General features: G+C 69.5%; 22 protein-coding genes. 20 read left to right on the top strand and 2 right to left on the bottom strand.

From position 1 onward, the window contains the following. Positions 1–32 precede the first annotated feature (32 nt). From odhB to FHT26_RS01790, 4 genes are read left to right on the top strand one after another with little or no spacing between them, the layout of a single operon-like run. Positions 33–1,298, top strand: a complete 1,266-nt coding sequence (gene odhB, locus FHT26_RS01805; protein ID WP_168558473.1) for a 2-oxoglutarate dehydrogenase complex dihydrolipoyllysine-residue succinyltransferase — start codon at positions 33–35, stop codon at positions 1,296–1,298. Positions 1,299–1,310: 12 nt separating this feature from the next. After that, a complete protein-coding gene (gene lpdA / locus FHT26_RS01800) occupies positions 1,311–2,762 on the top strand; it encodes a dihydrolipoyl dehydrogenase (protein WP_168558472.1) in 1,452 nt (483 codons plus the stop codon). A gap of 19 nt (positions 2,763–2,781) precedes the next feature. Then, positions 2,782–3,882 carry a cell division protein ZapE gene (zapE, locus tag FHT26_RS01795; RefSeq protein ID WP_168558471.1) on the top strand — a complete coding sequence of 367 codons (1,101 nt, stop codon included), beginning with the start codon at positions 2,782–2,784 and terminating at the stop codon, positions 3,880–3,882. After that, positions 3,879–4,448, top strand: coding sequence for a hypothetical protein (locus tag FHT26_RS01790; RefSeq protein ID WP_168558470.1), 570 nt, complete (start codon positions 3,879–3,881; stop codon positions 4,446–4,448). The genes zapE and FHT26_RS01790 overlap by 4 nt, the downstream gene beginning before the upstream one ends. A 43-nt stretch (positions 4,449–4,491) precedes the next feature. Here the strand turns inward: FHT26_RS01790 and FHT26_RS01785 are convergent, their stop codons facing one another. Then, positions 4,492–5,256, bottom strand: a complete 765-nt coding sequence (locus FHT26_RS01785) for a PP2C family protein-serine/threonine phosphatase (RefSeq protein ID WP_168558469.1) — start codon at positions 5,254–5,256, stop codon at positions 4,492–4,494. Positions 5,257–5,319: 63 nt separating this feature from the next. Here FHT26_RS01785 and FHT26_RS01780 point away from each other — a divergent pair, with 63 nt between their 5' ends. Together FHT26_RS01780 and yoaA are read left to right on the top strand one after the other, a co-directional pair. Continuing rightward, entirely contained in the window at positions 5,320–5,523 is a 204-nt protein-coding gene (locus FHT26_RS01780; RefSeq protein ID WP_168558468.1) for a YdcH family protein, read from the top strand. Next, on the top strand, positions 5,501–7,501 hold the full coding sequence (gene yoaA / locus FHT26_RS01775) for a DNA repair helicase YoaA (RefSeq protein ID WP_490362760.1): 2,001 nt from the start codon (positions 5,501–5,503) through the stop codon (positions 7,499–7,501). The genes FHT26_RS01780 and yoaA overlap by 23 nt, the downstream gene beginning before the upstream one ends. 6 nt (positions 7,502–7,507) lie before the next feature. Here yoaA and FHT26_RS01770 read toward each other — a convergent pair whose 3' ends face one another. Continuing rightward, positions 7,508–8,305, bottom strand: a complete 798-nt coding sequence (locus FHT26_RS01770) for an outer membrane protein assembly factor BamD (RefSeq protein ID WP_168558467.1) — start codon at positions 8,303–8,305, stop codon at positions 7,508–7,510. 56 nt (positions 8,306–8,361) lie between these two features. Here FHT26_RS01770 and FHT26_RS01765 point away from each other — a divergent pair, with 56 nt between their 5' ends. The 14 genes from FHT26_RS01765 to hflX all read left to right on the top strand — a co-directional run bounded on the left by FHT26_RS01765 (position 8,362) and on the right by hflX (position 24,145). Further along, on the top strand, positions 8,362–9,399 hold the full coding sequence (locus tag FHT26_RS01765; protein ID WP_168558466.1) for an RluA family pseudouridine synthase: 1,038 nt from the start codon (positions 8,362–8,364) through the stop codon (positions 9,397–9,399). 279 nt (positions 9,400–9,678) lie between these two features. After that, on the top strand, positions 9,679–10,602 hold the full coding sequence (gene scpB, locus FHT26_RS01760; RefSeq protein ID WP_490362759.1) for an SMC-Scp complex subunit ScpB: 924 nt from the start codon (positions 9,679–9,681) through the stop codon (positions 10,600–10,602). After that, positions 10,589–12,835, top strand: a complete 2,247-nt coding sequence (locus tag FHT26_RS01755) for a pseudouridine synthase (protein ID WP_246867662.1) — start codon at positions 10,589–10,591, stop codon at positions 12,833–12,835. The genes scpB and FHT26_RS01755 overlap by 14 nt, the downstream gene beginning before the upstream one ends. A gap of 108 nt (positions 12,836–12,943) precedes the next feature. After that, entirely contained in the window at positions 12,944–13,369 is a 426-nt protein-coding gene (gene ndk, locus FHT26_RS01750) for a nucleoside-diphosphate kinase (protein ID WP_056808777.1), read from the top strand. A gap of 31 nt (positions 13,370–13,400) precedes the next feature. Further along, a complete protein-coding gene (gene rlmN, locus FHT26_RS01745) occupies positions 13,401–14,558 on the top strand; it encodes a dual-specificity RNA methyltransferase RlmN (RefSeq protein ID WP_168558464.1) in 1,158 nt (385 codons plus the stop codon). Then, the gene (gene pilW, locus FHT26_RS01740; RefSeq protein WP_168558463.1) at positions 14,555–15,373 is read left to right on the top strand and encodes a type IV pilus biogenesis/stability protein PilW; all 819 of its coding nucleotides are present in this window, start codon (positions 14,555–14,557) and stop codon (positions 15,371–15,373) included. Before rlmN ends, pilW begins: the two co-directional genes overlap by 4 nt. 4 nt (positions 15,374–15,377) lie before the next feature. Then, positions 15,378–16,391 (top strand): RodZ domain-containing protein, encoded by a 1,014-nt coding sequence (locus tag FHT26_RS01735; protein WP_168558462.1) that lies wholly within the window; start codon positions 15,378–15,380, stop codon positions 16,389–16,391. Between the two features lie 3 nt (positions 16,392–16,394). Next, positions 16,395–17,732 carry a flavodoxin-dependent (E)-4-hydroxy-3-methylbut-2-enyl-diphosphate synthase gene (ispG, locus tag FHT26_RS01730; protein WP_168558461.1) on the top strand — a complete coding sequence of 446 codons (1,338 nt, stop codon included), beginning with the start codon at positions 16,395–16,397 and terminating at the stop codon, positions 17,730–17,732. Positions 17,733–17,820: 88 nt separating this feature from the next. Next, entirely contained in the window at positions 17,821–19,143 is a 1,323-nt protein-coding gene (gene hisS, locus FHT26_RS01725; protein WP_168558460.1) for a histidine--tRNA ligase, read from the top strand. Positions 19,144–19,176: 33 nt separating this feature from the next. Beyond that, positions 19,177–19,860: a YfgM family protein gene (locus FHT26_RS01720; protein WP_168558459.1), complete on the top strand. Its 684-nt coding sequence runs from the start codon at positions 19,177–19,179 to the stop codon at positions 19,858–19,860. Further along, entirely contained in the window at positions 19,857–20,987 is a 1,131-nt protein-coding gene (bamB, locus tag FHT26_RS01715) for an outer membrane protein assembly factor BamB (protein ID WP_168558458.1), read from the top strand. The genes FHT26_RS01720 and bamB overlap by 4 nt, the downstream gene beginning before the upstream one ends. A gap of 143 nt (positions 20,988–21,130) precedes the next feature. Continuing rightward, positions 21,131–22,462, top strand: coding sequence for a ribosome biogenesis GTPase Der (gene der / locus FHT26_RS01710; RefSeq protein ID WP_168558457.1), 1,332 nt, complete (start codon positions 21,131–21,133; stop codon positions 22,460–22,462). An 83-nt stretch (positions 22,463–22,545) separates the two neighbouring features. Further along, positions 22,546–22,788, top strand: coding sequence for an RNA chaperone Hfq (gene hfq / locus FHT26_RS01705; protein ID WP_047502530.1), 243 nt, complete (start codon positions 22,546–22,548; stop codon positions 22,786–22,788). 55 nt (positions 22,789–22,843) lie between these two features. Beyond that, positions 22,844–24,145, top strand: a complete 1,302-nt coding sequence (gene hflX, locus FHT26_RS01700) for a GTPase HflX (protein WP_168558456.1) — start codon at positions 22,844–22,846, stop codon at positions 24,143–24,145. Positions 24,146–24,151 lie beyond the last annotated feature (6 nt).

Genomic DNA, 24,151 nt, shown 5'->3' with positions numbered 1-24,151 from the left:
TGCAACCGTGCTGAACACCCAGAAAGAACCTCATGGCAATCGTAGAAGTCAAAGTTCCGCAGCTGTCCGAATCGGTGGCCGAAGCCACGCTGCTGCAATGGAAGAAGAAGCCCGGTGAAGCCGTGGCCATCGACGAGATCCTGATCGAGATCGAGACCGACAAGGTCGTGCTCGAAGTGCCGGCGCCGGCCGCCGGCGTGATCGTGCAGATCGTCAAGAACGACGGCGAGAGCTGCACCAGCGATGAAGTCATCGCGAAGATCGACACCGAGGCCGCCGCGCAGGTGAGCCCGCTCGAGATCAAGGCCGTGCCGGCTCCGGCGGCCGCGCCCGCCGCAGCGGCTGCTGCACCCACCGGCACCAGCAAGAGCGACGTCGCGATGCCCGCGGCCGCGAAGCTGCTGGCCGACAACAACCTGTCGACCAGCGCCGTCACCGGCACCGGCAAGGACGGCCGCGTGACCAAGGGCGACGTGCTGGGCGCAATCGCCTCCGGCGCGAAGCCGGCCGTCGCCGCACCGGTCGCCGCGCCCGTCGCCGCATCGGTGGCCAAGCCGCTGCCTTCCGTCGCCGCACCGGTCTCGCAGAATCTCGGCGATCGTCCGGAGCAGCGCGTGCCGATGAGCCGCCTGCGCGCCCGCGTGGCCGAGCGCCTGCTGCAGTCGCAGGCCACCAACGCCATCCTGACCACGTTCAACGAAGTGAACATGGCGCCGGTGATGGAGATGCGCAAGAAGTTCCAGGAGAAGTTCGAGAAGGAGCACGGCGTGAAGCTGGGCTTCATGAGCTTCTTCGTGAAGGCCGCGGTCGCCGCGCTGAAGAAGTACCCGGTGATCAACGCCAGCGTCGACGGCAACGACATCGTCTACCACGGCTACTTCGACATCGGCATCGCGGTCGGTTCGCCGCGCGGCCTGGTGGTGCCGATCATCCGCAATGCCGACCAGCTGAGCTTCGCCGACATCGAGAAGACCATCGCCGGCTTCGGCCAGAAGGCCAAGGACGGCAAGCTGTCGCTCGACGAGCTGACCGGCGGCACCTTCTCGATCTCGAACGGCGGCACCTTCGGCTCGATGCTGTCGACGCCGATCATCAACCCGCCGCAGTCGGCCATCCTCGGCGTTCACGCGACGAAGGACCGCGCGGTGGTCGAGAACGGCCAGATCGTGATCCGCCCGATGAACTACCTCGCGATGTCGTACGACCACCGCATCATCGACGGTCGCGAAGCCGTGCTGGGCCTGGTCGCGATGAAGGACGCGCTGGAAGATCCGGCCCGCCTGCTGTTCGACATCTAACCGGACATCACGATGAGCAAATCATTCGACGTCGTCGTCATCGGCGGCGGCCCCGGCGGCTACATCGCGGCGATCCGCGCGGCGCAGCTGGGCTTCAACACCGCCTGCATCGACGAGTGGAAGAACGAGAAGGGCGGCCCCGCCCCGGGCGGCACCTGCACCAACGTCGGCTGCATTCCGTCGAAGGCGCTGCTGCAGTCGAGCGAGCACTTCGAGCACGCCGGCCATGCCTTTGCCGACCACGGCATCGGCCTGAAGGACCTCAGCATCGACATCGGCAAGATGCTGGGCCGCAAGAACGCGGTCGTGAAGCAGAACAACGACGGCATCCTGTACCTTTTCAAGAAGAACAAGGTGTCGTTCTTCCACGGCCGCGGCTCGTTCGTGAAGGCGGCCGAGGGCGCCGCTTCGACAGGCTCAGGACAGGGCTACGAGATCAAGGTCGCCGGTGCCGCCGAAGAAACGGTCATCGCGAAGCACGTGATCGTCGCGACCGGCTCCAACCCGCGTGCGCTGCCCGGCGCGCCGTTCGACGAGGAGCTGATCCTCAGCAACGACGGTGCGCTGCGCATCCCGGCGGTGCCCAAGAAGCTGGGGCTGATCGGCGCCGGCGTGATCGGGTTGGAGATGGGCTCGGTGTGGCGCCGCCTCGGTGCCGAGGTGGTGGTGCTCGAAGCGCTGCCGACCTTCCTCGGCGCGGTCGACGAGCAGATCGCCAAGGAGGCGCAGAAGGCCTTCAACAAGCAGGGCCTGAAGGTCGAGCTGGGCGTGAAGATCTCCGAGGTGAAGACCGGCAAGAAGGGTGTCACCGTCGCGTATGCCAACGCGAAGGGCGAAGCGCAGACGCTGGAAGTCGACAAGCTGATCGTTTCGATCGGTCGGGTCGCCAACACGATCGGCCTGAACCCGGAAGCGGTCGGCCTGAAGCTCGACGAACGCGGCGCGGTGGTGGTCGACGACGACTGCAAGACCAACCTGCCGAACGTCTGGGCGATCGGCGACGTGGTGCGCGGCCCGATGCTCGCGCACAAGGCCGAGGAAGAGGGCGTCGCGGTGGCCGAGCGCATTGCCGGCCAGCACGGGCACGTCAACTTCAACACGATCCCGTGGGTGATCTACACCTCGCCGGAGATCGCGTGGGTCGGCCAGACCGAACAGCAGCTGAAGGCCGCGGGCCGGGCCTACAAGGCCGGCACCTTCCCGTTCCTCGCGAACGGCCGGGCGCGCGCGCTGGGCGACACGACCGGCATGGTCAAGTTCCTGGCCGACGCGAAGACCGACGAGATCCTCGGCGTGCACATCGTCGGGCCGATGGCGTCGGAGCTGATCTCCGAGGCGGTGGTCGCGATGGAGTTCAAGGCCTCGGCCGAAGACATCGCGCGCATCTGCCATGCGCATCCGTCGCTGAGCGAAGCCACGAAGGAAGCCGCGCTGGCCATCGACAAGCGAACGCTGAACTTCTGATCGGGCGCTGTCGCTGTCGATGGTCTCCGTCACCGAGTTGTACCGGCAGACGCTCGCGGAGCGCGGCTACCACAGCGACCCGGCGCAACTCGCCGCGGTCGCCGCGTTGCAGCGCTGCCAGGACGAGTGGGAAGCCTACAAGGCGCGGCGCAGCAACGCGATCACGAAGCTGCTGGTGCGCCCGCCGCTGCCGCGCGGCGTCTACATGCACGGCGGGGTGGGGCGCGGCAAGAGCTTCCTGATGGACTGCTTCTTCAACGCCGTGCCGCTGCAGCGCAAGACGCGGCTGCACTTCCACGAGTTCATGCGCGAGGTGCACCGCGAGCTGGCCGAGCTGAAGGGCATCGTCAACCCGCTCGAAGAACTGGGCGCGCGCATCTCGCGGCGCCACCGGCTGATCTGCTTCGACGAGTTCCACGTCGCCGACGTGACCGACGCGATGATCCTGCACCGGCTGCTCGACAGCCTGTTCGCGAACCGCGTCAGCATCGTCACCACCTCGAACTTCAAGCCCGACGACCTGTACCCGAACGGGCTGCACCGGGACCGCATCCTGCCGGCCATCGAGCTGCTGAAGCAGAAGCTCGAGGTCATCAGCGTCGACAACGGCACCGACTACCGGCGTCGCACGCTGGAACAGGTGACGCTGTACCACACGCCGCTCGGCCCCGACGCCGATGCCGCGATGGCCGACGCCTTCACGCAGCTGGCCGAGGCCAAGGACGAGCCGCCGGTGCTGCACATCGAGCACCGCGAGCTGCAGGCGCGGCGCAAGGCCGGCGGCGTGGTGTGGTTCGACTTCAAGACCTTGTGCGGCGGACCGCGCTCGCAGAACGACTACCTCGAACTCGCGACGCAGTTCCACACCGTGCTGCTGTCGGATGTGCCGCAGATGCCGCCCCGGCTGGCGTCGGAGGCGCGGCGCTTCACCTGGCTGGTCGACGTGCTGTACGACCGCCGCGTGAAGCTGATCCTGTCGGCCGCGGTGCCGCCGGAGGAGCTGTACAAGGACGGCCCGCTGGCGCACGAGTTCCCGCGCACGGTGTCGCGGCTCAACGAGATGCAATCGAAGGAATTCCTGTCGCTCGAGCGGCGGGACGTGGATACTCGGTTGACATGAACCGGCTGCTCGTCATCGCCCTCTTGTCGATCGCCGCGCTGGCGCCTGTGCCGGCGCGGGCACAGGACGCGCCGTCCAGCCAGGCCGAGCGCGAGCGCATCGCGAAGCAGCGCCAGGCGGCCGAGGTGCAGTACGCGCAGCGCGAGGCCGAATGCAAGCGCCGCTTCGTCGTGACCTCGTGCATCGACCAGGCGCGGGCCGACCGCCGCCAGTCGCTCGACAACCTGCACCAGCAGGAGATCGCGCTCGACGAGGTGGAGCGCCAGCAGCGCAGCGCCGAGCACCGCCGCCGGCGCGAGGCCAAGGCCTGGGACGAGATCAACAAGCCGCCGCCCGAGCCGCGTGCGCCGCGCGTGACGAAGCCCCGCGAGGCGAAGCCGCTGTTGCCGGCTGCGTCGCGACCCGCACCGGTCGATCGCAGCGCCGACGAGCAACAGGCACGCGAGCGCTTCGAGGCTCGCCAGCGCGAGGCGCAGGCCCACAAGGAAGAGATCGAGAAGCGCAACCGCGACAAGGCGGCGAAGCGCAAGCCCGCGCTGCCGATGCCCGCCGCGTCGTCGCCCTAGGCAGCTCGAATGCCAATCCGGGGAGTGCGGCCCGGAAAGAACCTCAGCCGAGGGCGTCGATCCGGATGAGGGCCAGCGACAGGTTGTCCCCCGTCCCCCGCGCCCGCTGGCGCGCCTTCGTCACCAGCATCTCGCTCGCCTCGCGCGGCGGCAGCGTGTGCACGATCGCGCCGAGCTCCTTCGGGGTGAAGTAATGCCACAGCCCGTCGCTGCACGACAGCACCGAATCGCCGACCTGCAACTGGTCGATGTGGTGCAGGGTCAGCGGCGGGTCCTGGTAGGTGCCGAGGCAGCCGGTCAGCAGGTTCGACTGCGGGTGGGTGTTGGCCTCGTCCTCGCTGATCTGGCCTTCGTCGACCAGGCGCTGCACGAACGAATGGTCGATGGTGCGGCGGACCATGTCGGGTCCGCGGAAGTGGTAGCAGCGCGAATCGCCGGCGTGGATCATGTCGCACTCGCGCGACGGGCTGATCAGGTAGGCCACCGCGGTGCTGTGCGGTTCTTCCTCGGCGGTGATCGCGGTCAGCTTGATCATCAGGTGGGCTTCGAGCACCAGCTGTTTCAGCAGCTCCGAAGGATCGTCCTGGTTCGGGCTGTAGCGCTCGAACAGCTGGCGCGCGGTGAGCACCACCTGGTCGGCGGCCTTGCGCCCGCCGCTCTTGCCGCCCATGCCGTCGGCCAGCACCGCGAGGGCACACCCGGGAACCCGGTGGTGGGGCAGGATTTCGACCTGGTCCTGCTGGTAGGCTCGGTCGCCGCGGTGCATGCCGGTGGCGGCATTCAGCCGATATCCTGGGGGTGTGCTCATGGGCGAAAACTATAATCGCTTTGCACTCACATTCACTTGCAATACTCCGCGACGTTCTCCTCGATGGACGACAACCTGCACTCGCCGCAGCGCCGCCTCATCGAGCTTCGGATGGAACACGCCGACCTCGACAGCCTGATCGACCTGGCCGGCGAAGACGCTCCTCGCGACGAACTGGTGATGCGCCGCCTGAAGAAGCGGCGCCTGGCCCTGCGGGACCAGATCTCGAAACTGGAAGCCCAGCTTGACCCTCCCGAACCCGCCTGATCTGACGCCGCTCGAGGAGGCCGTGGCCGAAGCCTTTGCGCAGGGCGGCGCGCTGTCGCAGGCCGACGAGCGCTATGTCGAGCGCGAGGTGCAGCAGCGCATGGCGCAGCAGGTCGCGCAGGCGATCGACGGGCGGCATGCGCTGGTCGCCGAGGCTGGTACCGGCGTCGGCAAGACCTTCGCGTACCTGGTGCCGACGCTGCTGTCGGGCGCGCGGGCGTTGGTCAGCACCGCGACCAAGAGCCTGCAGGACCAGCTCTTCCTGCGCGACCTGCCGCGGCTGCGCGATGCGCTCGGGCTGCCGGTGACGATCGCGCTGCTGAAGGGCCGCGCCAGCTACCTGTGCACGCACCGCATGAACCAGGCGCGCCAGTCGGCCCAGCTGCCCGACCGCTGGGCGGTGCGCACGCTGGCGAAGATCGAGACCTGGTCGCGCGCCACCACCAGCGGCGACCTGGCCGAGCTCGACGGGCTGGACGAACGCTCCAGCGTGATCCCGCTGGTCACCTCCACCCGCGACAACTGCCTCGGCAGCGAGTGCCCCGACTACCGCCAGTGCCATGTGATGAAGGCCCGGCGCGACGCGATGGCCGCCGACCTGGTCGTCGTCAACCACCACCTGTTCTTCGCCGACATGGCATTGCGCGATTCGGGCGTGGCCGAGCTGCTGCCGAGCGTCGAGGTGGCGGTGTTCGACGAGGCGCACCAGCTGGCCGAGGCCGGCGTCGCCTTCCTCGGCACGACGCTCGGCACGGGGCAGGTGATCGATTTCGCGCGCGACATGCTCGGCGCCGGCCTGCAGCTGGCGCGCGGCCTCGCGCCGTGGCAGGACCTGGCCGCCGCCTGCGACAAGGCCGCACGCGAGCTGCGCATGGCCGCGGCCGGGCCGCTGCGCGAGGTGCGCGGCAGCCTGAAGCTGCGCTGGGACGAACGCGCCGGACGCGCCGATTTCGGCAGCGCGCTGCAGGGCGTCGCGCAGGCGTGCGAAGCGGCCCAGCTGGGGCTGGACACCGTCAGCGAGATCGCCCCCGATTTCTCGAAGCTGATGGAGCGGGCGCAGAACTTCCGCCGCATGGCCGCGCAGTTCGAGCAGGAAGCGGAGCCGGGCAAGGTGCGCTGGATCGACCTGTCGCCGCACCAGGCGCGGCTGGTCGAGTCGCCGCTCGACATCCGCGACGCGTTGCGCGAGCAGATGGAGGCGGCGCCGCGCGCGTGGATCTTCACGTCGGCGACGCTCGGCGACGACGAGCGGCTGTCGTGGTTCACCGAGTCGGCCGGGCTCGACGATGCGCTGACGCTGCGCGTCGGCAGCCCGTTCGACTATGAAGCGCATGCGCGGCTGTACATCCCGGCCGCCTTCCCGAAACCGAACGAGCCGGCGCATCCGCCGGCGGTGGCCGCGCTGGCCGCGCGTTGCGCACGGGCGCTGGGTGGGCGCACGTTCGTGCTGACCACCACGCTGCGGGCGCTGCAGACGGTCGGCGACCGCCTGCGCGACACCTTCGAGACCGAGGGCGACAACATCCAGGTGCTGATGCAGGGCTCGATGCCGAAGCGGCAGCTGCTGCAGCAGTTCCTCGCGCAGCCGCGCTCGGTGCTGGTCGGCTCGCAGAGCTTCTGGGAAGGCATCGACGTGCCCGGCGACGCGCTGCAGTGCGTGATGATCGACAAGCTGCCGTTCCCGCCGCCGACCGATCCGCTGGTGGAAGCGCGCGTCAGGCGGCTGGAGAGCGAAGGGCGCAATCCGTTCGCCGACTACTTCATCGCCGAGGCGGCGGTGTCGCTGAAGCAGGGCGCGGGGCGGCTGATCCGCAGCGAAACCGACCGTGGGCTGCTGGTGATCTGCGACCCGCGCATGGCCGGCATGAACTACGGCAAGCGGCTGCGCGATGCGTTGCCGCCGATGACGCGGGTGATGAGCGAGGCCGAGGCCTTGGAATGGCTGAAGGGCCTGCAGGCGCAGGCACTGCCGTTCTAGCGGAGCTTATTGCGCCGTTGCCGGCAAGGGCTCCGACGCAATGAACTCGCTGTTGGGATAGTTCTGGCGCAGCACGCGCCCGGCGTCGTCGCGCAGCTGGACCAGGCCGAGCTTGTCGTAGCTCATCACCATCAGGTGCAGCGCCTCTTCGGTCGCCGGGCTCTGCTGGAATTCCTGCACCGTCTGCTGAGCCCGGTTCGCGGCGGCCACGTAGGCGCCGCGGCGGTAGTAGTAGCGGGCCACGTGCACCTCGTACGACGCCAGCGAGTTGACGATGTAGCGCATGCGCGCCTGTGCGTCGGGCGTGTACTTCGACTGCGGGAACTGGTCGACCAGTTGCTTGAACGACTGGAACGAGTCCTTCGACGCCTGCTGGTCGCGCTCGGACAGGTCTTGCCGCGCGATGCTGCTGAACAGGCCGAGGTTGTCGTTGAAGTTGACGACGCCCTGCAGGTACAGCGCGTAGTCGAAGGCAGGGCTGGTCGGGTGCAGCTTCAGGAAGCGCTCGAGGATCGACAGCGCGGTCGCCTTCTCGCCGGTCTTGTAGTTCAGGTAGGCTCGCTCCAGCGTCGCCTGCTGCCCGAGCGGCGTGCCGGCGGCCCGGCCTTCGAGGCGTTCGTAGAGCTTCAGCGCGCGCTCGTAACTGCCGGCATCGGCTTCGGACTTCGCCTCTGCATACAATTTCTCGACGGTCATCCCGGCCGTTTCGTCTTTCGGGGTCGAGCCACAGGCCGTGAGCAGCGCGGCCAGGACGGCCACCGATGCCAGGGCCGACCACCGGCCAACCAAGCGAATCACATTCATGAGCCTCGTGGCGCCACCGCTGCGGCGCTTCCTGTCGAAAGAAGAGCGGCGATTATATGGTTCACCCCCCCAGCGACCTGTCGCTGACCCCCGAGTCCGCGCAGGGCATCGATCCGGCCGAGGTGGGCGACGATGCGCTCGAGGCCGGCGTTGCCGATGCGCCCGAGCGCCGCGTCGCGCTGATCGACCGCAGCCTGCACGGCGTGCGGCTCGACAAGGCGCTGGTCGCGATGGCCGGCGAGTTCTCGCGCAACCACCTGCAGACGCTGATCGAAGGCGGCCATGTGTGGGTCGACGAGCGGCCGATGACGCAGGCCTCGCGCAAGGTGTCGGCCGGCCAGCAGCTGGTGGTCGAACTGGTGCCGACGCCCGAGAGCCGCGCGTTCCGCCCCGAAGCGATGGCGCTGCCGATCGTGTTCGAGGACGAGTCGCTGATCATCGTCGACAAGGCGCCGGGCATGGTCGTGCACCCGGCCGCCGGCAACTGGTCGGGCACGCTGCTGAACGGGCTGCTGGCGCACCACCCGGCCGCAGCGACGCTGCCGCGAGCGGGCATCGTGCACCGGCTCGACAAGGACACCTCGGGGCTGCTGGTGGTCGGCAAGACGCTGCAGTCGGTGACGGCGCTGGTGCGGGCGATCGCCGCCCGCGAGGTGCGGCGCGAATACCAGGCGCTGGTGCACGGGCGGGTGCCGTCGCAGCCGTTCCGCATCGACGCGCCGCTCGCGCGCGACCCGCAATCGCGCGTCAGGATGGCCGTGGTCGGCGGCGGCAAGCCGGCGCAGACCGATGTCAGCCGGGTCGCGCTGGCAGAGTTCGACGAGGGCGCGGTGAGCGCGGTGCGCTGCAAGCTGCACACCGGGCGCACCCACCAGATCCGCGTGCACCTGGCGACGCGCGGCCACGCGCTGCTGTCGGACGCGCTGTACGGCGGGCGCCCGGGGCTGGGGCTGACGCGCCAGGCGCTGCATGCGGCGCGGCTCGGTTTCGCGCACCCGGCGAGCGGGCAGCCGATGCAGTTCGAGGCCGCGCCGCCGGCCGACCTGGCCCGCGCCTGGCAGCAGGTCGTCGAGGCCTCGGAGAAAGCCCTGTAGAACGCAGGTGACAGGCTTGCCGGAGGGCCTATACAATGGCGCACAATCGCTCCCACCCCAGGAAGCGACGGCGCCAACGTGAATGGCGCGCAGCACGGATTGCTGCACAGAGGTCGTCCATGGATGCTGTCAAGGCGGACGCCTCGAATCCGACGCTCCAAGCGCTCGACAGCCTTCGCCAATGACGTCCAGACGCCCCGATGCCCAGCCACCCAGCTGCTTCACCGGTGCGCCGCGGGATTCGAGCGAAGGCTGATGCGAACGGAGCCAGCCCCCTGAATGCCTGCCGGCCCTGCCGGCCGAGGATGTGATCGAACGTCAATGAATACACAGGATGCAAAGCGCGTCCTTGAGACCGCGCTCATCTGCGCCCAGCAGCCGATGCCCTTGCGGGACATGCGTGCGCTGTTTGCCGACGAACTCGGCCCCGACACCCTGCGCGCGCTGCTCGACGAGCTGATGCGCGACTGGGACGAGCGCGGGGTCGAGCTGGTGGCACTGGCCCACGGCTGGCGCTTCCAGAGCCGGCCGGAGATGCGCGAGTACCTCGACCGCCTGAACCCCGAGAAGCCGCCGAAGTATTCGCGCGCCGTGATGGAAACCCTCGCGATCATCGCGTACCGCCAGCCGGTCACGCGCGGCGACATCGAGGACATCCGCGGCGTCACCGTCAGCAGCCAGATCGTCAAGCAGCTCGAAGACCGCGGCTGGATCGACGCGATCGGCTACCGCGAGGCCCCCGGCCGCCCGGCGCTGTACGCGACGACCCGGCAGTTCCTCGACGACCTCGGGCTCGCCAGCCTGGAGCAGCTGCCGATGCTGGAAAGCTCGGCGCTGAACCCCGGCGCGATGGCCGAGGCGCTGGCCGGCCAGCCGTCGCTGCTGGAGCCGGAGCAGGGCGCACTGGCGCTCGACGGCGAGCTGGCGATCGAGGTGTCGCTGCCGGCCGATGCCGAAGCGGCGCCCGTTGCTGAAACCCTCGCCGAAACTCTCGCCGACACCGCGGCCGAACCGGCCGCCGACGCCGAGGCCGCGCTCGACCCCGCGGTCGATCCCACCAGCGACTCCGCCGGTGACCCCGCGCCAGAACCTGCCATCGAACCCGGCGCCGACAGCGTCGCCGATTCCCCCGCCCCTTCTTCTTCTCATTCCGAGCCAGCGGCCGACGCCGCCTCCGAGGACACACCGCATGAACCAAGCTGACGACTCTTCGACGACCCTGCCTGCCGACGCCGATGGCGGCGAGGCCTCGGCCGCGAAGCCCAAGCGTCGACGCGCCCCCAAGGCTGCGGCCACCGAAGCCCCGGAGGCGGCGGTCGAGGCCGCACACGCCGAGGGTGCTGCGGCGGACGCGGTCGAGCCTGCAGCCAAGCCGGCTCGCAAGCGCAAGTCGGCGGTGAAGGTCGATGCCGATGCCGATGCCGATGCCGGAGAGGGTGCCGCCGTGGCTGCCGTTCCTCCGGTGGAGCAGATGATCCAGGTCGAGACGAAGCGGCCGCGCAAGCCCGTCGAGGCGGCTGCTGCCGACGCGGCGCCGGCCCAGGCCGCCGCTGAACCGTCGCATGCGGCCGCGGCTGCAGGCGCCGATGCGCCGGCGGTCTTCACGGTCGTCACCGAACCCGGCGCCGAGCTGCCCCCCGACTGGGACCCGCCCGGCCTCGAGCGCGAGGTCGACGAGAACGGCCAGCCGACGCGGGCGTCGCGCAATCGCCGCCGCGGCGGCCGCAAGGACCGTCGCCGCGAAGACGCGGTGCTCGGCGTCGCCGAGGCGCACCTGTCCGCGCCGGCGATGCCCGATGCGGGCGACCTGTTCGCGATCGTCGTGTCCGGCGATTTCGATGCCGAGGTCCCGGAGCCCGAGGGCCTGCCGAACGACGAGCCGGCCGCGCCATCGCTCGCTGCCGACGGCGCCGACGAAGGCGTCGATGCCGATGACGGCGAAGAGGCCGGCGGCGATGAGGTTGCCGCCGAGATCACCCCCGAGGAAGCTGCCGAGCGCAAGCGCGTGCTGCAGGCCGACCCCGACGCGCCGAAGCTGCACAAGGTGCTGGCCCAGGCCGGCGTCGGCTCGCGCCGCGACATGGAAGACATGATCGCCGACGGCCGCGTCACCGTGAACGACCAGCCGGCCCACACCGGCCAGCGTATCTCGTTCGGCGACCGCATCAAGGTCGACGGCAAGCCGGTGCGCGTGCGCATCGTGCCGCCGGCGCCGCGCATCATCGCGTACCACAAGCCGGTCGGCGAGGTCGTCACGCACGACGATCCGCAACACCGCCCCACCGTGTTCCGCCGCCTGCCGCGCCTGCAGCAGGGCAAGTGGCAATCGGTCGGCCGGCTCGACCTGAACACCGAAGGCCTGCTGCTGTTCACGAACTCCGGCGAACTGGCCAACCAGCTGATGCACCCGCGCTTCGGCGTCGAGCGCGAGTACGCGGTGCGCGTGCTCGGCACGCTGGAAGAGGGCGACAAGGCCAAGCTGCTGGCCGGCGTGATGGTCGAAGGCCAGGTCGCGGGCTTCAAGTCGATCGTCGATGGCGGCGGCGAGGGTGCGAACCACTGGTATCGCGTGGTCATCACCGAAGGGCGCAACCGCGAGGTGCGCAAGCTGTTCGACACCGTCGGCCTCACCGTCAGCCGGCTGATCCGCATCCGCTACGGCACCGTGGTGCTGCCGCGCGGGTTGAAGCGCGGCGTCTGGGTCGACCTCGAGGACAGCGACGTGCGCACGATCCGTCGCCTTGCCGGCGGCGGCGATGGCCAGCGGCGCGACGGCAACCCGCCGCAGGGGCGCCAGGACAACCGTGGCGAGAATCGTGGTGAGAACCGCGGCAATGAAGGCCGCGGCAACGACAACCGCGGCAACGACCGCGGTCGCGGCAACAACAACGCCGGCCAGAACCGGCCGCGCAACGACCGCGACGCCCAGCGTCCGAACGATCGCCAGGACCGGGGACCGCGCGGCAACCGCAACGCCCCGGGCCAGGGCCAGCCGCAACCACAGCAGATGCCGGCACAGGCGCGCGAACGCCAGCCCGACGACTTCGACCGCGACGACGAAGGCCTGGATTTCGACCCGTCGAAGATCCCGAATCCGCTCGAACAGACCTTCGACAAGCGCTTCGTGCAGAAGCCGCGCACGCCCGCGGGCGGCGCCGGTTTCGGCCGCGGCGGCGGCGGCTTCGGGCCGGGCGGCAGTGCGCCGCCGCGGCCGAACGCGCCGAAAAAGGGGGGCGGCCCGCGCGAGCCGGATCCGCTGCAGACCTCGATGGGCTACCTCGGAGCCGATGCCTTCCACCGCCGTGGCGGCAAGGGCGGCGGCGGTGGCCGGGGCGGCAGCAATCGCGGTGGTGGTGGCGGGGGCGGTGGGTACGGCGGCGGCGGTGGAGGTTATGGCGGCGGCGGTGGCGGCGGTGGTCGCCGCGGCGGCCGCTGAGTCCACGGCGCGACAAGACCGTTCCAGGCACCCGGCGGCAGTCGCCGCCGGTGCTTCAAGCGATACAATCCGAAGCTTTGCCAAGTGCTTGATTCAGGAGAAAAAATCATGGCGATCGAACGTACTCTTTCCATCATCAAACCCGACGCCGTCGCGAAGAACGTGATCGGCCAGATCTACAGCCGCTTCGAAGGCGCGGGCCTGAAGGTCGTGGCCGCCCGGATGGCCCACCTGTCGCGCGGCGAAGCCGAAGCGTTCTACGCGGTGCACAAGGCCCGTCCGTTCTTCAAGGACCTGGTCGATTTCATGATCTCCGGCCCGGTGATGATCCAGGCGCTGGAAGGTGAAGGCGCCATCGGCAAGAACCGCGACCTGATGGGCGCCACCGACCCGAAGAAGGCCGAGAAGGGCACGATCCGCGCCGACTTCGCCGACAGCATCGACGCCAATGCCGTGCACGGCTCGGACGCCCCGGAGACGGCGGCTGTCGAGATCGCGTTCTTCTTCCCGGGCATGAACGTCTACTCGCGCTGAGCGGGCGACATCTCTCGCGATGGAGGCTGGCATGAGTCTCACCAACCTCCTCGAATTCGACCTCGACGGGCTCGCTGCCTACTGCGAGCGGCTCGGCGAGAAGCGTTTTCGCGCGACCCAGCTGTTCCGCTGGATCCACCAGAAGGGCGCGTCGGACTTCAATGCGATGTCCGACCTCGCGAAGTCGCTTCGCGACAAGCTCGCCGGCGTCGCCTGCGTGACGCCGCTGGCGGTCGTCAGCGAGCAGGCGTCCACCGACGGCACCATCAAGTGGCTGTTCGACGTCGGCGGCGGCAATGCCGTCGAGACGGTGTTCATCCCCGAAGACGACCGCGGCACGCTGTGCATCTCGTCGCAGGCCGGCTGCGCGGTCGGCTGCCGCTTCTGCTCCACCGGCCACCAGGGCTTCAGCCGCAACCTCACCGCCGGCGAGATCGTCGCCCAGCTGTGGTTCGCCGAACACCACCTGCGCCGCCGCCTGAACCTGGCCGCCGGCGACCGGGCCATCACCAACGTCGTGATGATGGGCATGGGCGAGCCGCTGCAGAACTATTCGGCGCTGGTGCCGGCACTGCGCGTGATGCTCGACGACCACGGCTACGGCCTGTCGCGCCGCCGCGTCACGGTGTCGACCTCGGGCGTCGTGCCGATGATCGACCGGCTGCGCGACGACTGCCCGGTGGCGCTGGCGGTGTCGCTGCATGCGCCCGACGACGCGTTGCGCGACGACCTGGTGCCGCTGAACCGCAAGTACCCGATCGCCGAGCTGCTCGAGGCCTGCAACCGCTACCTCGACAAGGCGCCGCGCGACTTCATCACCTTCGAGTACTGCATGCTCGACGGCGTCAACGACACCCCGGAGCATGCCCGTGCGCTGGTGCGCATCAGCCAGGCGGTGTCGTGCAAGTTCAACCTGATTCCGTTCAATCCGTTCCCGCAGTCCGGCCTGAAGCGTTCGCCGCGCGAGCGCGTGACGGCCTTTGCGCAGGTGCTGCAGGACGCCGGTGTCGTGACGACGGTGCGCAAGACGCGCGGCGACGACATCGATGCCGCCTGCGGCCAGCTCGCCGGCGAGGTGCAGGACCGCACCCAGGCCCACAAGCGCATGACCCGTGCACCGATCCGCGTGCACCGGCCTGCCTCCGAATCTGCAGACATCACATCACGCTCGAAGGAGGGCCGTTCATGACCTGGGGACGTCGTTGCTTGTCGATCACGCTGGCCGTTGCGGCCTTGTCCGCGTTGATCGGGGGCTGTACCACCACCACCACCGTGAACGGTGTCGAGCAGGCGAGCCGGGACCGGACGACGTCGTCCGACGAGACCGAGGCCGGCAAGCGCGCCCGCGTGCGCATGGAGCTCGCGAGCGCGTATTTCGCGCGCGGCCAGCTGACCACCGCGCTCGACGAAGTGAAGCTCGCGCTGCAGGCGCAGCCCGACATGGTCGAGGGCTACAACCTGCGCGGCCTGATCTATGCCGGGCTGAACGACGACGCGCTGGCCCAGGAAAGCTTCCGCCGCGCGCTGCAGCTGAGCCCGCGCGACGGCGACACGCTGCACAACTACGGCTGGTACCTGTGCCAGCAGAAACGCTACGACGAAGCCTTCCCGCTGTTCGAGCAGGCGATGACGGCACCGCAGTACACCGGCAGCGTGCGCTCGATCCTCGCCAAGGGCGTGTGCCAGGCACGCGCCGGCCAGTGGCCGGAGGCCGAGGCGACGCTGCTGCGCGCCTACGAGCTCGACCCGGCCAACCCGGCCACCGGCGTCAACCTGGCCGAGGTGCTGCTGCGCCGCGGCGACTTGGAGCGCGCACGCTTCTACATCCGCCGCGTCAATGCGGTGGCCGACCAGTCGAGCGCACAGACGCTGTGGCTGGCCGCGCGCGTCGAGAACAAGCTCGGCAACCGCCAGGGCGTGGTCGACCTCGGGCGCCAGTTGCGCGACCGCTTCCCGCAATCGCGCGAATCGTCGGCGTTCGAGCGGGGGCAGTTCGATGAGTGATCCGGTGCCGGCTGAACCCGACCCCGAAGGCGCGGCGCCCGCTGGCGCGACGCCGGCGGTGGAACCCGCAGCGGCGCCGGCCCCGGCCGCCGAAACGGTGACCGCCGGCATGCTGCTGCGCCAGGCCCGCCAGGCGCGCGGCCTGCACATCGCCGCGCTGGCGACCTCGATCAAGGTCGCGCCGCGCAAGCTCGAGATGCTCGAGGCCGACCGTTTCGACGAACTGCCCGATGCCACGTTCACGCGCGCGCTGGCGCAGACCGTCTGCCGCACGCTGAAGATCGATGCGGCGCCGGTGCTCGCGCTGCTGCCGCAGCCGCAGGCGCACCGGCTGGACCACCTGAGCCAGGGCCTGAACGCGCCGTTCCGCGACAAGCCGCTCGGTGGCGTGCCGACCGACCTGAGCTTCCTGAAGAACCCGGGCGTCATCGGCGCGTTGCTGCTGGCGCTGGCCGCCGCAGCGGTCTACCTGCTGCCGAGCGGCTGGATCGCGTCCAACCTGCCGCGTGTCTCCGAGGCAGCGTCGTCGCCGTCGCCGGTGCCGGCCGATGCCGGCGCGTCGGAGCCGTCGGCGCTGATGCCGCCGGTATTGCCGCCGAACACGGTGGTCGAGACCGTCACGCTGCCGACCGCCTCGGTGCCTGCCATGCCGCCGACCGCATCGTCGACCGTGCCTGCGGTCGCGTCGCCCAACTCGACGCCGGTGCCGCCGATGCCGTCTTCCGCCACGGCGGCGGCCCCGCCGGTCGCGCAGGTTGCCTCGGCCGCCGCGCCGCGCACCACCTCCGGCGCGCTGCTGCTGAAGGCCAGCGCCGAATCCTGGGTCGAGGTGATCGACGGCCGCGGCACCGTGCTGGTGTCGCGCTCGCTGCAACCCGGAGAGTCCTTGGGACTGGACGGGGCTTCCCCGCTTCACGTCAGAATCGGCAATGTCTCCGCCACCAGCGTGACCTACCGCGGCCGCGCGGTGTCGATGACGGCCACGCGTGACAACATCGCCAAGTTCGATCTCGAGTAAGCCATGACCGCCACCTCTTCCTCGTCGGCTGCTTTGTCGGCTTCCTTGTCGGCGTCGCTGCTGGACGACGAGTTCATCGAGCCGGCACGCCCGGTGCAGCGCGCCACCGTGCAGGCGCAGGTGCGCTGGGGCGCGCGCACCGTGACGATCGGTGGCGGCGCGCCGGTGCGCGTGCAGTCGATGACCAACACCGACACGGTGCAGGTCATCGAGACCGCGATCCAGGTGAAGGAGCTGGCGGTGGCCGGCTCCGAGATGGTCCGCATCACCGTCAACACGCCCGAGGCGGCAGCGGCGGTGCCGCACATCCGCGACCAGCTCGACCGCATGGGCATCGACGTGCCGCTGATCGGCGATTTCCACTACAACGGCCACCGCCTGCTCACCGAGCACCCGGCCTGCGCCGAAGCCTTGTCGAAGTACCGCATCAACCCCGGCAACGTCGGCAAGGGCGACAAGCGCGACAAGCAGTTCGCACAGATGATCGAGGCCGCCGCGCGCCACGACAAGGTGGTGCGCATCGGCGTCAACTGGGGCAGCCTCGACCAGGAACTGCTCGCGCAGATGATGGACGAGAACGGCCGCCGCGCCGAGCCGTTCGAGCCGCAGCAGATCATGTACCGCGCGATCATCACGTCGGCGGTCGAATCCGCGAAGCGGGCCGAAGAGATCGGCCTGCGGCGCGAGCAGATCGTGCTGTCGTGCAAGATGTCCGGCGTGCAGGACCTCGTCAGCGTCTACCAGGCGCTCGCGAAGCGCTGCGACTACCCGCTGCACCTGGGCCTCACCGAGGCCGGCATGGGCACCAAGGGCACCGTCGCGTCGACCGCGGCGCTGTCGCTGCTGCTGCAGCAGGGCATCGGCGACACGATCCGCGTGTCGCTGACGCCGCAGCCCGGCGAGGCCCGCACGCAAGAGGTGGTGGTCGCGCTGGAGATCCTGCAGTCGCTCGGCCTGCGCGCGTTCAACCCGAGCGTCACCGCCTGCCCCGGCTGCGGCCGCACCACCAGCACCACCTTCCAGGAACTGGCCAAGCAGATCGACGACTACCTGCGCGATCAGATGCCGGTGTGGCGCGCGCGCTACCCGGGCGTCGAGAAGATGAAGGTCGCGGTGATGGGCTGCATCGTCAACGGCCCGGGCGAGAGCAAGCATGCCGACATCGGCATCAGCCTGCCGGGCAACGGCGAGGCACCGGCCGCGCCGGTCTTCATCGACGGCGAGAAGGCGCTGACGCTGCGCGGCGAGCGCATCGCGCAAGAGTTCCAGACGCTGGTCGAGGACTACATCGAGAAGCGCTTCGGCTCGGCCACCGCCCAGCATTCGACCGCGACCGCCTGACCGCGCCCCGCGCGCGTCGCCGGTCGCCGCCAACGCGTTGCCGCAGCCGCCCTCGGGCGGCTCTTCCACCCATAGCTCCAAGGTTTCCATGGCTGACACCAAGCAAGCCGCCCTCCAGGCCGTGAAGGGCATGAACGACATCCTGCCGGCCAGCGTGCCGCGCACCGAGAAGCTGCCCGACGCCGGGCTGTGGCTGTGGTTCGAGACCACGGTGCGCTCGGTGCTGGCGCGCCACGGCTACCAGTACCTGCTGACGCCGATCGTCGAGCCGACCGCGTTGTTCGTGCGGGGCCTGGGCGAGGTCACCGACATCGTCGAGAAGGAGATGTACTCGTTCACCGATTCGATGAACGGCGACCGCCTGACGCTGCGCCCGGAGGCCACCGCCGGCATCGTGCGGGCGATGGTCGAGCACAACGCGCTGTACAACGGCCCGCTGCGCATCTGGACGCTGGGCCCGATGTTCCGCCACGAGAAGCCGCAGAAGGGCCGCTATCGCCAGTTCCACCAACTGGACGTCGAGGCGCTCGGCTTCGCCGGCCCCGATGTCGATGCCGAGCTGATCCTGATGACGCGCCTGCTGTGGCGCGAGCTCGGCCTGGTCGAAGGCGAGCATGTGCGGCTCGAGCTGAACAGCCTCGGCCAACCCGACGAACGGCGCGCGCACCGCGACGCGCTGGTCGCGTACTTCGAGCAGCATGCCGACGCGCTCGACGAGGATTCGAAGCGTCGCCTGCACAGCAACCCGCTGCGCATCCTCGACAGCAAGAACCCGGCGCTGCAGGCGCTGCTCGAAGCCGCCCCGACGCTGATGGACTTCCTCGGCGAGGCGTCGCTGGCGCACTTCAACACGGTGCGCGCGGTCCTCGACGCGGCCGGGCTGCCGTACCGCGTCAACCCGCGCCTGGTGCGCGGCATGGACTACTACAACCTCACCGTCTTCGAATGGGTCACGGACCTGCTCGGCTCGCAGGGCACGGTGTGCGGCGGCGGCCGCTACGACGGGCTGATCGAGCAGCTCGGCGGCAAGCCGGCGGCGGCGGTCGGTTTCGGCCTCGGCATCGAACGGCTGCTGCTGCTGATCCAGGAGCTGAAGCTGCCGGTGCCGTCGGCGGCGCCGCGCGTCTATTCGGTGCTGATGTCGCCCGCGGTGCTGCCGCAGGCGATGACGACGCTGCAGGCGCTGCGCGCGGCCGGCGTCTCGGTGCAGATGCATGCCGGCGGCGGCGGCATGAAGGCGCAGTTCAAGAAGGCCGACCAGAGCGGTGCCACCTGGGCGCTGATCTTCGGCGAATCGGAGCTGGCGGCCGGCGAGGTGGCGTTGAAATCATTGCGCGACCCGGCTGTCACACAACGCAACTTGCCGCTCTCCGGCGTGTCCGAATGGGCGACTGAACTGCGCAACGCATAATCCCGGCTTCGTCCGAAATTTCCAACGATCCCCATGGCCACCCACCTCGACCTCGAAGAACAAGAACAGATCGACCAGCTGAAGGCGTTCTGGAACCAGTACGGCAACCTGATCACCTGGGTGCTGATCCTGGCGCTGGGCGGCTTCGCTGCCTGGAACGGCTGGACCTACTGGCAGCGCGAGCAGTCGGCCAAGGCCGGCATGCTGTTCGACGAGCTCGACAAGGCCGTGACCGCCGGCAACACCGAGCAGGCCGGCCGGGTCTTCGGCGAGATGAAGGAGCGCTTCCCGCGCACCGCGTTCGCGCAGCAGGCCGCGCTGCTGACCGCCAAGCTGCAATTCGAGAAGGGCCAGGCCGACGCCGCCCGCGCCAGCCTGACATGGGCCAGCGAGAACGCGAGCGAGGCCGAGTACCAGACCATCGCCCGCCTGCGGCTGGCCGGCCTGCTGCTCGACCAGAAGAAGTACGACGAAGCGCTGAAGGCGCTCGACGCCGCCACCACGCCCGGCTTCGAAGGCCTGGTGGCCGACCGCCGCGGCGACGTGCTGCTGGCGCAGGGCAAGGCCGACGAGGCGAAGGCCGCCTACAACCAGGCCTGGAAGTCGTTCGACAGCACGGTCGACTACCGCCAGCTGGTCGAGGCCAAGCTGACGGCGCTCGGCGCCGCGCCGGCCGCCAGCGCCGCCACCGCTGCCGCCAAGAAGGACGGCCCATGAGGGGGCTGACCCGTCTCTCGCGGGGCTTGGCGGTCGCGGCGCTGTCCGCCGTGCTTGGTGCCTGTGCGAGCAAGTCGACCCGTCCCGACCCGACGGTGCTCGAGGAGTTGACGCCGTCGATCGCCGGCCGCCAGGTCTGGACGCAATCGATCGGCACACTGAAGTTCCCGATGACGGTGGTCGCGGCCGCCGGCAACTTCATCGTGGCCAGCGACGATGGCAACGTCTACGCCTACCGCGCCGACAACGGCCAGGAAGCCTGGCGCGGCCAGGCCGACGGCCGGCTCAGCGCCGGCGTCGGCAGCGACGGCCGCTACGCCAGCGTCGTGACCCGCGACAACCAGCTGGTCACGCTGGATGCCGGCAAGGAAATCTGGCGCAAGCAGCTGCCGGCACGCGTCAGCAGCGCACCGCTGGTGGCCGGCGAGCGCGTCTTCGTGATGAGCGTCGACCGCGTCGTGCAGGCCTTCGACGTGCTCGACGGCCGCAAGCTCTGGACCTTCCAGCGCCCCGGCGATGCGCTGACGCTGTCGCAGCCGGGCGTCGTGATGGCCTTCAAGGACACCTTGCTGGTCGGGCAGGGCGCCAAGCTGGCCGGGCTCGACCCGCTGCGCGGAACCGTGCGCTGGGAGGTGTCGCTGGCATCGCCGCGCGGCACCAACGAGATCGAGCGGCTGGCCGACCTGGTCGCGCCGGCCGCCCGCGTCGGCGACAACGTCTGCGCGCGTGCCTTCCAGGCCGCGGTGGCCTGCGTCAACGCCGAGCGCGGCAGCCTCGCGTGGACCCGCAACATCGGCGGCCTGCAAGGTGTCGCGGCCGACGAGGACGTGACCGTCGCCGCCGATGCCAGCGACCGCGTCACCGCATGGCGAACCGCCAGCGGCGAGGTGGCATGGAGCGTCGAAAAGCTGCTGTACCGCGGCCTGTCGTCGCCGATCGTCGTCAACAAGATGGCCGTGTTCGGCGATGTCGAGGGCTACGTGCACTGGATGTCGACCGCCGACGGCAGCTTCAAGCTGCGCCTGCCGACCGATGGCAGCCCGGTGGTCGGCAAGCCGGTGCTGAGCGGCACCACGCTGCTGGTGACCACGCGCAACGGCGGCCTGTTCGCCTTCCGCCCCGAGTGAGATGACGACCACCCCCGCAGGCGCTTCGCGCCACCCCCTCAAGGGGGCGCCACCAGTGGCCCGGCAAAGCCGGTCCCACGGCGGCCGCTGGGTCATGCGGCCGCTGCGCTTTGTGGCGATGTGGCGATGTGGAGATATTTGAAATGAAACCTGTGATCGCGGTTGTCGGCCGCCCCAACGTGGGCAAGTCGACCCTGTTCAACAGGATGACCAAGAGCCGGGACGCGATCGTCGCGGACTTCGCCGGCCTGACGCGCGACCGCCACTACGGCGACGGCCGCCTCGGCGACCGCGAGTTCATCGTCGTCGACACCGGCGGCTTCGAACCCGACAGCACCACCGGCATCGTCAAGGAGATGGCCAAGCAGACGCGCCAGGCGGTTGCCGAGGCCGATGCGGTGATCTTCGTCGTCGACGTGCGTGCCGGCGTGTCGGCACACGACCACGACATCGCCCGCTACCTGCGCTCGGTCAACAAGAAGGTGCTGCTGGCCGTCAACAAGGCCGAAGGCATGGTCGATTCGCCGCTGCTCGGCGAGTTCTACGAGCTCGGCATGGGCGAGCCGCACCCGATCTCGTCGGCGCACGGCCAGGGCATCCGCAGCCTGACCGAAGCCGCGCTCGAAGACTTCGTGTTCGACGACGAGCCCGAAGAGCCGGAAGAGGGCGCCCCGATCCGCCTGGCCGTCGCCGGCCGGCCGAACGTCGGCAAGTCGACGCTGATCAACACCTGGCTCGGCGAAGAGCGCCTGGTGGCCTTCGACCAGCCGGGCACCACGCGCGACGCGATCACCGTGCCGTTCGAACGCCATGGCCAGAAGTTCGAGTTGATCGACACCGCCGGGCTGCGCCGCAAGGGCAAGGTGTTCGAGGCGATCGAGAAGTTCTCGGTCGTCAAGACGCTGCAGGCGATCGCCGATGCGAACGTCGTGCTGCTGCTGCTCGACGCGACCCAGGGCGTGACCGACCAGGACGCGCACATCGCCGGTTACATCCTCGAGAGCGGCCGCGCGGTGGTGGTGGCGATCAACAAGTGGGATGCGGTCGACGACTACCAGAAGCAGACGCTCGAGCGCTCGATCGAGCAGCGCCTCGCGTTCCTGAAGTTCGCGCCGGTGCTGCTGATCTCGGCGATCAAGCGCCAGGGGCTCGGCCCGGTGTGGAAGGGCATCGCCGATGCGCATGCGTCGGCCACCCGCAAGATGACGACGCCGGTGCTGACCCGCCTGCTGCACGAAGCGGTGGAGCTCCAGACGCCGAAGCGCGCCGGTGCGTTCCGCCCGAAGCTGCGCTATGCCCACCAGGGCGGCATGAACCCGCCGGTGATCGTGATCCACGGCAATTCGCTGGAGCACGTGACCGACGTCTACAAGCGCTTCCTCGAAGGGCGCTTCCGGGCGCATTTCAAGCTGGTCGGCACGCCGCTGCGCATCGAGATGCGGTCGTCGAGCAATCCGTTCGCCGACAAAGATTGAGTCATTTGGCGACCTGCGCTGCGATGCAGCACGGCGCTGTGTTAACGTGACGACCTCCATCACTTTCCATCACGGAGCATATCGTGAGCAATAAAGGGCAGCTTCTACAAGACCCGTTTCTGAACCTGCTCCGCAAAGAGCATGTTCCGGTGTCGATCTACCTGGTGAACGGCATCAAACTGCAGGGCCACATCGAATCCTTCGATCAATACGTCGTCCTGCTGCGCAACACCGTGACGCAGATGGTCTACAAGCACGCGATCTCGACCGTCGTGCCCGGCCGCGCGGTGAATTTCCACGCCGCCGAGGCGCCGGAGCAGACCTGAGACCGCTGAGGCCGTCCGGGTGGGTGCGCCACCAACTCCCGAGGCGGTGCCCCGCATGACGGCCGCCGGTTCCGCTGCCGCCACGCAGTCGGACTTGCCGCGCGCGATCCTGGTTGGCGTCGATTTCGGCGGTGGCCCGCACGGCGGTGGCTCGCATTTCGATGCGAGCCTCGACGAACTCGCGTTGCTGGCCGAATCGGCCGGCGACGTGCCGGTGGCCCGGATCACGGCCCGGCGCAAGTCGCCCGACCCGGCGCTGTTCGTCGGTTCCGGCAAGGCCGACGAGATCAAGGCGCTGGTGCTGGGCCACCAGGCCGAAGCGGTGCTGTTCGACCAGGCCTTGTCGCCGGCGCAGCAGCGCAACCTCGAGCGCCACCTGGGCGTGGCGGTCGCCGACCGCACGATGCTGATCCTCGAGATCTTTGCCGCCCGTGCGCAGAGCCACGAGGGCAAGCTGCAGGTCGAGCTGGCCCGGCTGCAATACCTGTCGACCCGCCTGGTGCGCCGCTGGAGCCACCTGGAGCGCCAGCGCGGCGGCATCGGCAACCGCGGCGGGCCCGGCGAGGCGCAGATCGAACTCGACCGCCGCATGATCGGCGAGCGCATCAAGTCCGTGAAGGAACGGCTGGTGCGCGTCAAGAAGCAGCGCAACACGCAGCGCAAGTCGCGCGAGCGCAGCGGCACCTTCCGCATCTCGCTGGTCGGCTACACCAATGCCGGCAAGTCGACGCTGTTCAATGCGCTGGTGAACGCGAAGAGCTATTCGGCCGACCAGCTGTTCGCGACGCTCGACACCACCACCCGCCAGCTCTACCTCGAAGGTGCGAGCCGCTCGGCCGCGCTCTCGGACACGGTCGGCTTCATCCGCGACCTGCCGCACAAGCTGGTCGAGGCCTTCGAGGCGACTCTGCAGGAGGCGGCCGATGCCGACCTGCTGCTGCACGTGATCGATGCCGCGAGCCCGGTGCAGGCCGAGCAGATGGCCGAGGTGCAGCGTGTGCTGGGCGACATCGGCGCGGCCGACATCCAGCAGGTGCTGGTCTGCAACAAGCTCGACAGGCTCGAATTCGCGCACCTTCCGCGCCATCACGCCGATGTGCTGGAACTTGATGGCGGCGTGCGTGTCCCACGCGTCTTCGTCAGCGCGCTCGACGGCCGCGGCCTGCCGGAGTTGCGTCGCATCCTGTCGGCTGCGGCGTCCGGCACGCTGCAGGACGACTTGAACGCGATGCATTCATCCTCAACTCTGCCGCTGGGCTACCAACCGGTGCCGGGCGATCCGGCGACCGATGACCCCGATCCACTCGATCAATTCGATGAGCCCGACTCTCCCGAGTTGCCCGACGCCGCGGCCTGAGCCTCG

The sequence above is a fragment of the Rhizobacter sp. SG703 genome, assembly GCF_012275445.1.
In the GTDB taxonomy this organism is placed as follows: domain Bacteria; phylum Pseudomonadota; class Gammaproteobacteria; order Burkholderiales; family Burkholderiaceae_C; genus Rhizobacter.
This window is presented reverse-complemented; position numbering and strand designations above follow the sequence as displayed.

Bases quoted from the DNA above. Each gene is read 5' to 3' on its own strand.
- odhB (WP_168558473.1), top strand. From the start codon at position 33: ATGGCAATCGTAGAAGTCAAAGTTCCGCAGCTGTCCGAATCGGTGGCC.
- lpdA (WP_168558472.1), top strand. From the start codon at position 1,311: ATGAGCAAATCATTCGACGTCGTCGTCATCGGCGGCGGCCCCGGCGGC.
- zapE (WP_168558471.1), top strand. From the start codon at position 2,782: ATGGTCTCCGTCACCGAGTTGTACCGGCAGACGCTCGCGGAGCGCGGC.
- FHT26_RS01790 (WP_168558470.1), top strand. From the start codon at position 3,879: ATGAACCGGCTGCTCGTCATCGCCCTCTTGTCGATCGCCGCGCTGGCG.
- FHT26_RS01785 (WP_168558469.1), bottom strand. From the start codon at position 5,256: ATGAGCACACCCCCAGGATATCGGCTGAATGCCGCCACCGGCATGCAC.
- FHT26_RS01780 (WP_168558468.1), top strand. From the start codon at position 5,320: ATGGACGACAACCTGCACTCGCCGCAGCGCCGCCTCATCGAGCTTCGG.
- FHT26_RS01770 (WP_168558467.1), bottom strand. From the start codon at position 8,305: ATGAATGTGATTCGCTTGGTTGGCCGGTGGTCGGCCCTGGCATCGGTG.
- FHT26_RS01765 (WP_168558466.1), top strand. From the start codon at position 8,362: ATGGTTCACCCCCCCAGCGACCTGTCGCTGACCCCCGAGTCCGCGCAG.
- scpB (WP_490362759.1), top strand. From the start codon at position 9,679: ATGCCTGCCGGCCCTGCCGGCCGAGGATGTGATCGAACGTCAATGAAT.
- FHT26_RS01755 (WP_246867662.1), top strand. From the start codon at position 10,589: ATGAACCAAGCTGACGACTCTTCGACGACCCTGCCTGCCGACGCCGAT.
- ndk (WP_056808777.1), top strand. From the start codon at position 12,944: ATGGCGATCGAACGTACTCTTTCCATCATCAAACCCGACGCCGTCGCG.
- rlmN (WP_168558464.1), top strand. From the start codon at position 13,401: ATGAGTCTCACCAACCTCCTCGAATTCGACCTCGACGGGCTCGCTGCC.
- pilW (WP_168558463.1), top strand. From the start codon at position 14,555: ATGACCTGGGGACGTCGTTGCTTGTCGATCACGCTGGCCGTTGCGGCC.
- ispG (WP_168558461.1), top strand. From the start codon at position 16,395: ATGACCGCCACCTCTTCCTCGTCGGCTGCTTTGTCGGCTTCCTTGTCG.
- hisS (WP_168558460.1), top strand. From the start codon at position 17,821: ATGGCTGACACCAAGCAAGCCGCCCTCCAGGCCGTGAAGGGCATGAAC.
- FHT26_RS01720 (WP_168558459.1), top strand. From the start codon at position 19,177: ATGGCCACCCACCTCGACCTCGAAGAACAAGAACAGATCGACCAGCTG.
- bamB (WP_168558458.1), top strand. From the start codon at position 19,857: ATGAGGGGGCTGACCCGTCTCTCGCGGGGCTTGGCGGTCGCGGCGCTG.
- der (WP_168558457.1), top strand. From the start codon at position 21,131: ATGAAACCTGTGATCGCGGTTGTCGGCCGCCCCAACGTGGGCAAGTCG.
- hflX (WP_168558456.1), top strand. From the start codon at position 22,844: ATGACGGCCGCCGGTTCCGCTGCCGCCACGCAGTCGGACTTGCCGCGC.